Here is a 13,332-nt window from a genome sequence, read left to right on the forward strand (position 1 = left end):
ACCCCGGAATGCTACCGGACGTACCAGAACTCTGCTTTGCGGATGAGCGCAAGGGGCGTGAGAAGGCGCAAATTGGATAACAATTCGCCAATGCTGGTACTGGGCATCGAAACCACCTGCGACGAGACCGCCGCGGCGGTGATCGAGCGTGCGCCTGACGGCAGAGGCAAGATCCTGTCCAATATCGTGTGGTCGCAGGTCGAGGAGCATGCCCGTTTCGGCGGCGTGGTACCGGAGATCGCGGCCCGCGCCCATGTCGACCTGCTCGACGGCATCATCGACCGCGCCATGACTGAGGCCGGCATCGACTTCGCCCAGCTCGACGGTGTCGCGGCCGCCGCAGGCCCGGGACTGATCGGCGGCGTCATCGTCGGGCTCACCACCGCGAAGGCGATCGCGATGGTGCACGACACGCCGCTGGTCGCGGTGAACCATCTGGAAGCGCATGCGCTGACACCGCGCCTGACCGACGCGCTGGAATTTCCCTATTGCCTGTTTCTCGCCTCTGGCGGCCATACCCAGATCGTTGCCGTCACCGGCGTCGGCCAGTATGTGCGGCTCGGCACCACCGTCGACGATGCGATCGGCGAGGCCTTCGACAAGGTCGCGAAAATGCTGGGACTGCCTTATCCGGGCGGGCCGCAGGTCGAGCGCGCGGCAGCTGGCGGTGATCCCGCGCGATTTGCGTTTCCGCGGCCGCTGCAGGGACGCCCCGACGCCAACTTCTCGCTCTCGGGATTGAAGACGGCGGTGCGCAACGAAGCGAGCCGGTTGGCCGAGATCACACCGCAGGACGTCAGCGATCTCTGCGCGAGCTTCCAGGCTGCCGTGCTCGACTCCACGGCCGACCGGTTGAGCGTCGGTCTGAAACTTTTCCGCGAGCAGTTCGGCGCACCGCGTGCGCTGGTGGCGGCCGGCGGTGTCGCTGCCAATCAGGCGATCCGCGGCGCCTTGCATGAGGTTGCGAGCAAAGCCGGAACACAATTGATCATGCCGCCGCCGGCGCTCTGCACCGACAACGGCGCGATGATCGCCTGGGCCGGCGCCGAACGTCTCGCACTCGGCATGACCGACACGATGGAAGCACAGCCCCGCGCGCGCTGGCTGCTCGATGCGAACGCGACGGCACCGGCCGGATACGGCAAGACACGCGCGGGATATTGAATGCCGTGCTGTCGCCACGCGCTCCGCTTCACCTCGCCCCGCTTGCGGGGAGAGGTCGGATTGCATCGGAGATGCAATCCGGGTGAGGGGGATTCTCCGCGAGTCTCTCTGTCACCGTCCTCTCGGAGACTCCCCCTCACCCCGACCCTCTCCCCGCAAGCGGGGCGAGGGAGTGGAGAGATCTGGCAATGACAGCGTTGCAATCGGTTTCGGTGATCGGCGCGGGTGCCTGGGGCACGGCGCTGGCGATGGTAGCGGCGCGGGCCGGACGGAACGTGACGCTGTGGGCGCGCAATCCCGAGCACGCGACGCGAATCGCATCGAGCCGCGACAATCCGCGGCTGGCCGGCGTGCGGCTTGCTCCGGAGATCGTCGTCACGAGCGACCTGGCGTTCGCCACGCGCGCGGATATGTTGCTGATCGCAGTGCCCGCGCAGCATCTACGCGGTGCTGTCAACATGCTGGCCTCGCATCTGGCTAGACCGGTGCCGATCATTGCCTGCGCCAAGGGCATCGAGCACGGCACCCATAAATTCATGACCGACGTGATCGTCGAGGCCGCGCCTCACGCGCAGCCGGCGATCCTGTCGGGTCCGAGCTTTGCCGACGATGTCGCGCGTGGCCTGCCGACCGCGGTCACGCTGGCGGCGAGGGAAGAAACGCTGGCCAACCACCTGGTGCAGGCGCTGGGCTCGCCGACGTTTCGGCCCTATCACTCCACCGATGTCCGCGGCGTCGAGATCGGCGGCGCCGCCAAGAACGTGCTGGCGATCGCGGTCGGCATCGCGGTCGGGCGCAAGCTCGGCGCTTCCGCCCAGGCCGCACTCACCACCCGCGCCTTTGCCGAGCTGACACGCCTCGGCCGCGCGCTCGGCGCACGCAGCGAAACACTCACGGGCTTGTCTGGCCTCGGCGATCTGATCCTGACCTGCTCGAGCCCGCAATCGCGCAATTTCGCGCTCGGCCTGGCGCTTGGCCGCGGCGAGCAGCCGCCCGCCGGCAAGCTTGCCGAAGGCGAATCCACCGCGCCGGTACTGATCGAGCTCGCGGCTTCGCAAAGCATCGAAATGCCGGTATCGGAAGCCGTCGCGTCGATCCTGACCGGCAGAAGCACGATCGACGCCGCGATCTCGGGGCTGATGGCGCGACCTTTCAAGGCAGAGGAATGAACATGGCGTACTGGCTGGTGAAATCCGAACCATCGGTGTGGTCCTGGGACCAGCAGGTGGCGAAAGGCGCCAAGGGCGAAGCCTGGACCGGCGTGCGCAATTACACCGCGCGCCAGAATCTCGTCGCCATGAAGAAGGGCGACAAGGCGTTCTTCTATCATTCCAACGAGGGCAAGGAGATCGTTGGCATCGCGGAGATCGTCAAGGAAGCCTATCCGGATCCGACCGACAAGACCGAAAAATTCGTCTGCGTCGACATCAAGGCCGACAAGCCGTTGAAGAGTCCGGTGACAATGGCCGCGATCAAGGCCGAGAAGAAGCTCGCCGACATGGCGCTGGTGAAATATTCGCGCCTCTCGGTGCAGCCGGTGACGGCCGAGGAATGGAAGCTCGTCTGCAAGATGGGTGGGATGTAGGCTTAGGCGCTGTAGCCCGGATGAGCGAAGCGATATCCGGGACTACTGCTGCGATCCCGCATGTCGCTACGCTCATGCGGGCTACGATATCGGAGCTGGTTTCTCCGACAGCGCAAACACCTCGCATGGCGCGGCAATGCCGCGCAGCGCATGCTCACCAAGCGCAACAAGAGGCATCTCAGTCTCCGCGGCGAGCGCGCCCGACACCAGTACGGTTCTGCCGAGCGGCTTGCACAATCCTTCGAGCCGGCTGGCGAGGTTGACGGCGGGACCGATCGCCGTGAAATCGAGCCGGTTGGCCGCGCCGATATTGCCCCACAGCATCTCGCCAAGATGCAGCGCCGCGCCGAACGCGAGCGGCGGCAGACCTTGGGCACGACGCTCCGCGTTGAGATACGCCATCCCGGCTTCGGCTGCGCGCGCGGCACGCAGCGCCGCGTCGCACGCTTGGCGCGGTGAGGCCCCGACCACCGGAAAGATGGCGAGCACGCCGTCGCCGATGAATTTCAGCACCTCGCCGCCGAAGGCGTGAACCGCGCCGGCGATGCGATCGAACCAGGCATCGAGCGCCGCGATGACGCCGGCAGGTGGCGTGGTTTCCGACAGGAGCGTGAAATTGCGCAGATCGGCATAGAGCAGCGCGGCCTGAATGGTCTCGCCGAGATCGCGCCGCAGGGGTGCCGCCAGCACCCGCTCCGCGCTGCGCTTGCCGAGATATGCATCCAAGGTCGCGCGCAAGGTTGCACGCGCGGCAAGCACCGCAAGGGGCGTCGCGGCGAAGCGCGCGGCCTGGCGCAATTGCTCGGTCTCGTCCGCGGTGAACGGACGCGGCCCGATCCAACCGAGCAACGGCCCGTCGGGCCGTCCGACCACATCTTCGTGCACTTCACCCTCCGCGATGTCGCGCAGCCAGCGGCGGCCGGCATCGTTAGGCGGGTCGGGCGCGAGGCCGCCTGGCGCGAAGCCGAGCGCTTCGATCACCCGGCCGTTCTCCGCGCGCCACAACCATGTCCGCTTCGCGATCAGCGGATGTGGCACCTCGAGCGTCAGGCTGCCTGCCGCAAGCGGCACGCCGTCGGCGACCAGATGTGCGCCGAGATCCGCGAGCAGGCGGTCGGCCCCGGTGCTATCGGCGGCGGCGTCGACAAGCCAGGCGAGTGTCGGCGAGAGGTGCATGGCCCGATCATGACGAACGCAGGCGGTCTTTGTCACGGGCAATCCTTGACGGGCCGCTCGCGTGCCGCCATGTCCCAGTGTCAGCCCAGGGATGATCGCCGATGACCGAACCGTTCATAGTGCGACGCGAGACCCAGATCGCCGCCCCACGCGCCACCGTTTTCGCTTACCTGACCGACCCCGAGAAGATTCTGAGCTGGATGGGTTCCGACGCGACCACGGAGCCGCATCCCGGCGGGCTGTATCTGCTCAAAGGCATCGGCCCCCGCGGCGGCGTCGCCCGCGGCGCGTTCCGCGAAGTCGTGCCGGTGCATCGTCTCGCCTATACGTTTGGATGGGAGGGCGGCCAGGAGGTGCCGCCCGGCTCGAGCCTGATCGAGATCGACCTGATCGAACGCGACGGCGGCACATTGCTGCGCATGACCCATAGCGGACTGCCGACCGAGGAACAGGCTGCCGCACACGCGACGGGATGGGCGCATTATCTGGGACGACTCACGACCGCAGCCGCGGGCAGCAATCCCGGTCCCGACAACGGCGTTCCCAGCAAGGCGTAGCGACGCCGGTCAGACCGCCGCGGTCGCCACCACCTGCTGCAAAAGCTGCTCGCGCCTGGCCTGCGAGCGCTGGCCCTTCATGGTCGCGGCGAAGCGTTCGAGGATGCCGTCCTCGAACGCGGTGACGATGGTGTCGTGAACATAGCTCTTGCGGCAGATCGCCGGCGTGTTGGAGAGCTGATCGGCAGCGCCGCGGATCGCCTCCAGCACCTGCTTCTTGCGGCCGCGCTGGCTGGTCGCCGGCGTGATCCGCGACAGCGATTCCACGACCACGGCAGATGCCATCAGCGTGCGGAAATCCTTCAGCGAGATCTTGATGCCGGCGATCTCGCGCAGAAACGCGTTCACCTGGGTGGTGCTGACCGCGCGCACGATCCCATAAGGATCGCGATACTGGAACATGCGCTTGCCGGGAACGCCCTGCAAAATGCCGATGGCGCGCACGAGCTTGGCCGCGTCGCACTCCTTGCGCACGGCCTTGCCGCCCTTCGCCTTGAAGGTCAGCACAAAGCTGTCGTCTTCCAGCGAGACGTTGGACTTCAGAAGCGTGGTGGCCCCGCGGGTGCCGTTGAGACGGGCATAGGATTCATTGCCGGGGCGGATCGCGGTGCGCGCAATCAATTCGATGACGGCCGAGAGCGCGAACTCGCGGGTCGGCTCGTCGCCCGACAGGAACGCCGAGACCTTGCGCCGGATCTTGGGCAGCGCGCCGACGAGCTTCTCCAGGCGATGCGCCTTGCGTTGCTCGCGGACCTTCTCCCAATCGGCGTGATAGCGATATTGCAGCCGGCCCGCGGCATCGCGTCCCACCGCCTGGAGATGCGTGCTCGGATCGGCGGAGTAGCGCACCTCGCGATAGGCCGGCGGCACCGCCATCGAATGCAGCCGCCGAATGGTGCGGGCATCGCGGATGTGGACGCCGTTGGGCCGCACGAAGGAATAGCCCTTGCCGCGCCTGATGCGGCGAATGGTCAGCTCATTCTGGTCGCCGAGCCGCAGGCCCAGTTCCTTGGCGAGGGCCTCGACCGTCGCCGCAGGCGCCGCGTCGAACGCTTTTTTCGGGCTGGGACGGCCGGAACCGGCCGGTTTCGGCCATTGTCCGAGGGCTTTGGCCAGTGCAATGGCAGCAGGATCGGCTGAAGCGGGCCGCAAAGTCCCGAGATTCTGCTGATCCATCATAGTCTTATGCCTTAGCCCTGTTTGTTATCGGTCAATGCCGCTGTTCTGATTTTTGTTCCAAGGGGTCTCGTTGGACCCGGGTTAGCCACTTAGGGTGTTCCGAACCGCATTGCGAGTCCCGAATCAGTGAGGGCGGTTTCTAAATACCGCTGCCGGGAGCATGGCGCTCTGCGCCGGCCCATTCCGAGGATCTCGGTAAAGACCCGAAAGCCCCCGTCGCCCTGTTTCAAAACTGCGACAGTCGCACGAAGCGGCTTGATCCTCCGCATGGCCGGCTGCTCGCCGAAGGTCCAGCTTGTGCACCTTGTCGGGTCCGGTTAGCCCGACGCATAATCGGTTCAACGATCAAGTCGGCTCGCCCGTGGTCTGTGCTCGGCTTGCCGTATGTGGAGGGAAACATGTCCGAGAAGATCTACGACGTCCCCACGGAATGGGCGAAGCGCGCCTGGGTCGACCAGGCCAAGTACAAGGACATGTACGCCCGCTCGATCTCGGACCCGAACGCCTTCTGGGCCGAGCAGGCCAAGCGCATCGACTGGATGCACGCCCCAACGAAGATCGAGAACGTCTCCTTCGCGCCCGGCAACATCTCGATCAAATGGTTCGAGGACGGCGTTCTCAACGTCGCCCATAATTGCATCGACCGGCATCTCCACAGCCGCGCCAACCAGACCGCGATCATCTGGGAAGGCGACGATCCCTCACAATCCCGGCACATCACCTACAAGGAGCTGCATGACGAGGTCTGCCGGATGGCCAACATCCTGCGCACCCGGAACGTCAAGAAGGGCGACCGTGTCACCATCTACCTGCCGATGATTCCGGAGGCGGCCTACGCGATGCTGGCCTGCGCGCGGATCGGCGCAATCCACTCCGTGGTGTTCGCCGGCTTCTCGCCCGACAGCCTCGCCCAGCGCATCAACGACTGCCAGTCCAAGGTGATCATCACTGCGGATGAGGGTCTGCGCGGCGGCAAGAAGGTGCCGCTGAAGGCCAATGTCGACGCGGCGCTCGCCAAGGCAGACGGCGTCGACTGGGTCGTCGTGGTCAAGCGCACCGGCGGCGCGGTCGAAATGAATCCCTCGCGCGACCTCTGGTACCACGACGCCGCCAAAATGGTGACGACGGAATGCCCGGTCGAGCACATGCACGCTGAGGATCCGCTGTTCATCCTCTACACCTCGGGCTCGACAGGCCAGCCCAAGGGCGTGCTGCACACCTCCGCCGGCTATCTCGTGTTCGCCGCGATGACGCATCAATACGTCTTCGACTATCACGACGGCGACATCTACTGGTGCACCGCCGACGTCGGCTGGGTCACCGGGCACAGCTACATTCTCTACGGACCGCTCGCCAACGGCGCGACCACGCTGATGTTCGAAGGCGTGCCGAATTACCCGGATAATTCGCGATTCTGGAACGTCATCGACAAGCACAAGGTCAACATCTTCTACACAGCGCCGACCGCGATCCGCGCGCTGATGCAGAGCGGCGACGCGCCCGTGAAGAAGACCTCGCGCGCCAGCCTGCGCCTGCTCGGCTCGGTCGGCGAGCCGATCAATCCGGAAGCCTGGGAGTGGTATCACCGCGTCGTCGGCGACGACCGTTGCCCGATCGTCGACACTTGGTGGCAGACCGAGACCGGCGGCATTTTGATCACGCCGCTACCCGGCGCCACCAAGCTCAAGCCGGGCTCGGCGACGCAGCCGTTCTTCGGCGTGGTGCCTGAGATCGTCGACGCCGACGGCAACGTGCTGGACGGCGAGACATCAGGCAATCTGTGCCTGACGCGGTCATGGCCGGGCCAGATGCGCACGGTCTATGGCGACCACGCCCGCTTCGAGCAGACTTATTTCTCGACCTACAAGGGCAAGTATTTCACCGGCGACGGCTGCCGACGCGATGCCGACGGTTATTACTGGATCACCGGCCGCGTCGACGACGTCATCAACGTCTCCGGCCACCGCATGGGTACCGCCGAAGTCGAAAGCGCACTGGTCGCGCATGAGAAGGTATCGGAGGCCGCCGTGGTCGGCTTCCCGCACGACATCAAGGGCCAGGGCATCTACGCCTATGTGACCCTGATGGCCGACATCGAGCCAACCGAGGATCTGCGCAAGGAGCTCGTCACCTGGGTACGCAAGGAGATCGGCCCGATCGCTTCGCCCGACCAGATTCAGTTCGCACCGGGTCTGCCAAAAACCCGCTCCGGGAAGATCATGCGCCGCATCCTGCGCAAGATCGCCGAGGACGAGCCGGGCAGCCTGGGCGACACCTCGACCCTGGCCGATCCCGGCGTGGTCGACGACCTCGTCAAGAACCGGCAGAACAAGAAGTCAGTCTGAGCCAGGACTCGTGCCCCGGACGCAGCGCAGCGCTCTTTAGCGGTGCGCTGCAGAGCCGGGGCGCATGCAACAGCAGACTCTGTGGCTTTCTGGGTCCGGCTCTGCGTCGCACCGCTTCCCGCTTCGCCGTGTCCGGGACACGAGACCCATCCCCGCGTTCGCGCTCCCCCGAACAACAGCCGTTCATACCCTCACGCACTTGTCAGGGCGCGCCCCGGCGGCCGGGCATCTTTCCGGGCGAGTGTTGTTTTCAGGTCATTTACTTTGTTTCGAACATTTCCTTTGTTCCCCTTGCTGGCTGGCCCTTGGCGGCCGTGCGTGGAAACCATCCGGTTAACAAGCGCGGTTAAGAATGTCCCCTGACAAGGACTTGCAACAAGGACTTGCGAGCCAGCGATTGCCGGTTTTGCGTAATTTTGGACGGTCCGTTCGGGGCAAGGGGAAAATCGATGTCGATGAGGATTGCTGTGGCGCTGGCCGCCACCGTCGGGGCTGGGGTCTTGATGTCGACGGCGGCGCAGGCGCGGCCGGAAATGGTGGGGACCCACCTGGCCGACTATTCGCCGGGCACCATCGTTGTCAAAACCAACGAGCGTCGGCTCTATCTCGTCCTCGATAACGGCCACGCCGTGCGCTACCCGGTCGGCGTCGGCAAGTCCGGCAAGCAGTGGGCCGGCACCACCCGCATCGATGGCAAGTACCGCAATCCGGCCTGGTCACCGCCTGCCGAGGTGAAGCGCGACAAGCCGAGCATCCCGGACGTCATCCCGGGCGGGTCGCCGCGCAATCCAATGGGCGTCGCGGCGATGACGCTGTCCGGCGGTGAGTATGCCATCCACGGCACCAACGTGCCGGGCTCGATCGGCGGCTTCGTCTCGTATGGCTGCATCCGCATGCTCAACGACGACATCACCGATCTCTACGGCCGCGTCTCGGTCGGCACGACGGTGGTCGTGACGCGCTGATCGCCGGCATCAAAGCGAGACGGCAAGAGCCGCGTCTTTCGACGCGGCTTTTTTGTTACCAGAAGCGCCAGCTCCGCGCGCACCAGCCGTCGCGATGACCGCCATTGTAGCTCCGCGCGTAGCCGCCAGCGAGCAACGCCGCCGAGACATTGGCCGTACGTTTGGTCGCGACGTCGGCGAGAACGCGTCCGTATTTGTCAGGTCCAAGATTGGTAATCGTCACGCCACCCTGCCCGAGCAGATCGCGCAATGCGCGGGCCGCGGCTTCGGCCTTGTCCAGTTCCTCCTGGCAGGAGGCTTTCATCTCAGGTGCATCGATGCCGCGCAGGCGAACGCGCGCGACGAGGTCGCGGCCGCCCTGCTGATGCACGCGCGCGAGAAAGGTGTCGCCGTCGATGGTGCGGATGACGTCGACGGGCTGGCGACGATCGAGATGGCCGCTTTGCTGGAGCACAATTTCGGCGTCCCGCGATTGACCGTCAGTCGCACGAGGGAAGGGCCAGCTCATCCCGTGCCGAAACGTGAACACCACGGCCACCACGATTCCGACCACGAACATCCACGGCAACAGGCCTGAGAACCGGCGACCAAACGGCGAGCCGCTGTACGAAGGCCGATACGGATGGCTTGGATCGAAGCGCGACATCCGCGCACGCTAGGGCTGAGTCGGGCAGTCCGGCAAGCGAGCCTCGCAAGGCAAGCTTCAGAAGTCGGAAGCGATGCCCTTGCGCTCCCAATCGCCATAGCGGGTCGGCTCGGGTCCTTTTGGCCCCTGCAACTCCTTTGGCGCCGCCTGGGCGTCATTTTTGGCTCGGACTGCCGCAGCCTGCCGGCGCGCTTCTGCCTCGGCCAGCGCACGCTGGGCGGCCGGCGTGAGCTGCTTGCGGTCGGGAACGGAAGGCTGGTCACTCATCGTCGGCCTTCTAGCGCGTGATGGCCCGCGGCGCGACGCCCAATAACGCATTCCTGAAATGGCTCCGAAAGGGCTGAAAAACCCGGAAGCGATTCTTACATTTGGCATATTCGCGTGCCAGAGATCGCCTCCTCAAGGCATGCGCCCATTACGGCGAACTGCCGCTCGCTCAGAACCTTGTTTCCGCATGCCTTCTCAACGTTTCGCTCCTCCATCCGAAGTGCCCGGTCTCGCGGCGCGGCGGATTGCCGCCGATATCGTCGACGGCGTGCTGCAAAAGCACCGCACGCTTGACGAGCAGCTCGACGGCAGCGGGGCCCATCCCGGACTGAAGACGCTCCCCGACCGCGACCGCGCGCTGATGCGTCGCCTGGTCGCTACCGTGCTGCGCCGGCTCGGCACGCTCGGCCATGTGCTGTCCCGCCTGCTCGACAAGGGTATTCCCTCCGACGCGCCGCGCGCGCAGAGCGCGCTGTTGATCGGCGCCGCCCAGATCCTCTGGATGGACGTGCCCGATCACGCGGCCGTCGATCTCTCCGTTCGCCTCGTGCAATCCGACCGGCGCGCCGCACGCTATGCCGGCCTCGTCAACGCCGTGCTGCGCCGCTGCGCCCGCGAGGGCAAGGCGCTGGTGGACGAGGTTGCGGCGCAGTCGCTGGACCTGCCGCCCTGGATGGTCGCGCGCTGGAGCGCGCATTACGGAGAGACGGTCGCAAGGGACATGGCGCTCGCGCTCAGCCACGATCCTTCGCTAGATCTGACCGTGAAGTCGGACGCCGCGCAATGGGCGAGCCGGCTTCATGGCGAGGTGCTGCCGACCGGATCGGTGCGGACGGTGCTGCACGGCGCGGTGACCATGCTTCCCGGCTTCGCCGAAGGACAATGGTGGGTGCAGGACGCCGCCGCCGCGCTGCCGGCCCGGCTGTTCGGCGACATCACGGGCAAATCCATCGCCGATCTCTGCGCCGCTCCCGGCGGCAAGACCGCGCAACTGGCGCAGGCCGGCGCCCATGTCACCGCCATCGACCGCTCGCCCGCCCGGGTGGCGCGGCTGCGCGAGAATCTGACGCGGTTGTCGCTCCAGGCCGAGACCGTCGTCGCCGACGCCGCGGAATGGGCCGGCCCTGCCGATGGCTTCGACGGCATCCTCATCGATGCGCCTTGCACCTCGACCGGGACGATCCGCCGCCATCCCGACGTATCCTGGCTTCGGCAGGAATCCGACATCGCGGCAATGACCGCGCTCCAGCGGCGGCTGCTGCAAAAATCGGTCTTGCTGCTCAAGCCCGGCGGGACGCTGGTCTACTGTACCTGCTCGCTGGAACCCGAAGAGGGCGAGCATGCGGTCGCCGCGCTGCTGGCCGCAGAGCCTGGGCTTCGCCGGGTTCCGATCGATGCGTCCGAGGTGTCGGGACTCAGCGAGATCGTCACCGCCGAGGGCGATCTGCGCACTCTGCCCAGCCATCTGCCGAACGCTGATCCCAAGCTCGGCGGGCTCGACGGATTTTTCGCGACCCGGCTCGTTAAATCCTGATTTTGCACTGGATTTTGCAACCACGGCGCTGATTCGCGTGGTTCAAGGTGGTGTCGGCCGTCCGATTTTGGGATTAATAAGGATTCGTCGGAATCCTCTCCCCCATCAAGGCAAGGCGTGTCGGTCGCTCAACGCAGACGTATCTCGACGCTGGTGATGAACCGCTTCGCGCGGAACATGCTCGCGCGCGCGAGCGGCGGTTCCGTCGCCCTGTCGCGGGTCTGGCCCGGCCGCGCCGACCGGCTGATCATCGCGCCGCATGATCTGCGCACCGCGGATGCGACCCGCGCCGCCGAGATCTATGCCGGCCGCTTCGTCTTCGCCGGCAAGATCGTCAATTGCCACGGCCGTTCGATCTTCGATCTCGAGCCGCCGTCGGAGGATTGGGAGGTTGCGCTGCTCGGCTTCGGCTGGCTGCGCCATTTGCGCGCCGCCGACACCGCGCTGACGCGCGCCAATGCGCGCTCGCTGATCGAGGACTGGATCGGCAACCCTGCCAGCAAGCGCCGTCCCGTCGCGCGACGCGCCGACGTGCTGGCGCGCCGCGTGATCTCCCTGCTGTCGCAGGCGCCGCTGGTGCTCAACGATACCGACAACAAATTCTACCGCCGCTATCTGCGCGCGCTGGCGCGTGAAATCCGCTTGCTGCGCTACACCATGGTCAACATTCCCGACGGGGTGCCGAAGCTCCAGGTTCTGATCGCGCTATGCTATGCGGCGCTGTGCCTCGCCAATCAGGCAAGTCACATCCGCAGCACCTCGAAAAAGCTCTCGGATGAATTGCAGCGGCAGATCCTGCCCGACGGCGGGCATGTCTCGCGCAACCCGGGCGCGCTGATCGAGCTCTTGATCGACCTGCTGCCGCTGCGGCAGACCTTTGCCGCGCGCAACATCGCGCCGCCGCCCGCGCTGCTCAACGCGATCGACCGCATGATGCCGATGCTCCGCTTCTTCCGCCACGGCGACGGCAATTTCGCGCTGTTCAACGGCATGAGCGCGACGCCCTCTGACCTGCTCGCGACGCTGCTTGCCTATGACGACACCCACGGCGCGCCGATGTCGAACATGCCGCATACCGGTTTCCAGCGCCTCGATGCCGGCCAGACCACGCTGATCATCGACACCGGCCCGCCGCCGGCGGCCGGCGTCAGCCACGACGCCCATGCCGGCTGCCTGTCGTTCGAACTATCCTCCGGCATCAGCCGTATCGTCACCAATTGCGGCATGCCGACCACGGGCCGCGACAATTGGCGGCCGTTCGCACGCGGCACGGCGGCGCATTCGACGCTGACCTATCACGACACCTCGTCATGCCAGTTCGTGGAGATGTCGGCGATGAAGCGGCTCTTGCACGGTGCTCCGGTCACCAGCGGCCCCGTCGAGGTCGAGAGCTATCGCGAAATCGTGCAGAACGGCACGCTGCTGACGACGTCGCATGACGGTTACCTGACAAAATTCGGCGCGATCCATCGCCGCGTGCTGATGATCGCCAATGACGGCGCACGCATCGACGGCGAGGACACGCTGTCGCCGCCGCAAGGCGGACGCTTCAAGGGTCCGGATGCCGATTTCGCGCTGCGATTCCATCTGCACCCGGCGGTGAAGGCGAGCCGGCTTTCCGATGCCCGCGGCGTCATGCTGGTGCTGCCGAACCGCGACGTCTGGACCTTCGAGGCGCTCGACGACAAGGTCGAGCTGGAGGACAGCGTATCCCTCGCCGGCAATGACGGCCCGCGCCGCACCGCGCAGATCGTGATCCGTCAGGATGCGCGGCAGGCGCCCTCGATCCGCTGGAGTTTTGTCCGCTCCACCGCCTCGCCGGCGATCACGAATGCCCGCAGAAATGCGCGGCGGGAGCCGGAACTTCCGCTGTAGACGCATGTGATTCGGCCCGATCTGAACGTTGTGAAAGCG

General features: G+C 66.0%; 12 protein-coding genes. 8 read left to right on the top strand and 4 right to left on the bottom strand.

What is annotated here, in order from left to right; all coding sequences use genetic code 11:
• Nucleotides 1–90 precede the first annotated feature (90 nt).
• The 3 genes from tsaD to AC0L3U_RS11285 all read left to right on the top strand — a co-directional run bounded on the left by tsaD (nt 91) and on the right by AC0L3U_RS11285 (nt 2,749).
• Entirely contained in the window at nt 91–1,164 is a 1,074-nt protein-coding gene (tsaD, locus tag AC0L3U_RS11275) for a tRNA (adenosine(37)-N6)-threonylcarbamoyltransferase complex transferase subunit TsaD (protein WP_473361804.1), read from the top strand.
• A 188-nt stretch (nt 1,165–1,352) separates the two neighbouring features.
• Nucleotides 1,353–2,333 carry an NAD(P)H-dependent glycerol-3-phosphate dehydrogenase gene (locus AC0L3U_RS11280; RefSeq protein ID WP_473361805.1) on the top strand — a complete coding sequence of 327 codons (981 nt, stop codon included), beginning with the start codon at nt 1,353–1,355 and terminating at the stop codon, nt 2,331–2,333.
• 2 nt (nt 2,334–2,335) lie between these two features.
• A complete protein-coding gene (locus AC0L3U_RS11285; RefSeq protein ID WP_247405333.1) occupies nt 2,336–2,749 on the top strand; it encodes an EVE domain-containing protein in 414 nt (137 codons plus the stop codon).
• Nucleotides 2,750–2,830: 81 nt separating this feature from the next.
• Here AC0L3U_RS11285 and AC0L3U_RS11290 read toward each other — a convergent pair whose 3' ends face one another.
• A complete protein-coding gene (locus tag AC0L3U_RS11290) occupies nt 2,831–3,925 on the bottom strand; it encodes an adenylate/guanylate cyclase domain-containing protein (RefSeq protein WP_473361952.1) in 1,095 nt (364 codons plus the stop codon).
• Between the two features lie 101 nt (nt 3,926–4,026).
• Between AC0L3U_RS11290 and AC0L3U_RS11295 the strand changes: the two genes are divergently transcribed.
• Nucleotides 4,027–4,482 carry an SRPBCC family protein gene (locus AC0L3U_RS11295; RefSeq protein WP_473361806.1) on the top strand — a complete coding sequence of 152 codons (456 nt, stop codon included), beginning with the start codon at nt 4,027–4,029 and terminating at the stop codon, nt 4,480–4,482.
• A gap of 9 nt (nt 4,483–4,491) precedes the next feature.
• Here the strand turns inward: AC0L3U_RS11295 and AC0L3U_RS11300 are convergent, their stop codons facing one another.
• The gene (locus tag AC0L3U_RS11300) at nt 4,492–5,661 is read right to left on the bottom strand and encodes a DNA topoisomerase IB (protein ID WP_473361807.1); all 1,170 of its coding nucleotides are present in this window, start codon (nt 5,659–5,661) and stop codon (nt 4,492–4,494) included.
• A 398-nt stretch (nt 5,662–6,059) separates the two neighbouring features.
• On the opposite strand from AC0L3U_RS11300, the gene acs reads away from it, so the two are divergent.
• Nucleotides 6,060–8,006, top strand: coding sequence for an acetate--CoA ligase (gene acs / locus AC0L3U_RS11305; RefSeq protein WP_473361808.1), 1,947 nt, complete (start codon nt 6,060–6,062; stop codon nt 8,004–8,006).
• Nucleotides 8,007–8,455: 449 nt separating this feature from the next.
• Nucleotides 8,456–8,971: a L,D-transpeptidase gene (locus tag AC0L3U_RS11310; RefSeq protein WP_473361809.1), complete on the top strand. Its 516-nt coding sequence runs from the start codon at nt 8,456–8,458 to the stop codon at nt 8,969–8,971.
• Nucleotides 8,972–9,026: 55 nt separating this feature from the next.
• On the opposite strand, the gene AC0L3U_RS11315 is transcribed toward AC0L3U_RS11310, so the two are convergent.
• Both AC0L3U_RS11315 and AC0L3U_RS11320 read right to left on the bottom strand, forming a co-directional pair.
• Complete coding sequence (locus AC0L3U_RS11315) at nt 9,027–9,617, bottom strand: thermonuclease family protein (RefSeq protein WP_473361810.1); 591 nt, start codon at nt 9,615–9,617, stop codon at nt 9,027–9,029.
• A gap of 57 nt (nt 9,618–9,674) precedes the next feature.
• A complete protein-coding gene (locus AC0L3U_RS11320) occupies nt 9,675–9,884 on the bottom strand; it encodes a DUF1674 domain-containing protein (RefSeq protein WP_027566297.1) in 210 nt (69 codons plus the stop codon).
• Between the two features lie 187 nt (nt 9,885–10,071).
• Between AC0L3U_RS11320 and AC0L3U_RS11325 the strand changes: the two genes are divergently transcribed.
• Nucleotides 10,072–11,418 carry an RsmB/NOP family class I SAM-dependent RNA methyltransferase gene (locus AC0L3U_RS11325; protein WP_473361811.1) on the top strand — a complete coding sequence of 449 codons (1,347 nt, stop codon included), beginning with the start codon at nt 10,072–10,074 and terminating at the stop codon, nt 11,416–11,418.
• Nucleotides 11,419–11,574: 156 nt separating this feature from the next.
• Nucleotides 11,575–13,293: a heparinase II/III family protein gene (locus tag AC0L3U_RS11330; protein ID WP_247285459.1), complete on the top strand. Its 1,719-nt coding sequence runs from the start codon at nt 11,575–11,577 to the stop codon at nt 13,291–13,293.
• The last annotated feature ends 39 nt before the right edge of the window (nt 13,294–13,332 follow it).

Source organism: Bradyrhizobium sp. Kon69 (assembly GCF_055807515.1).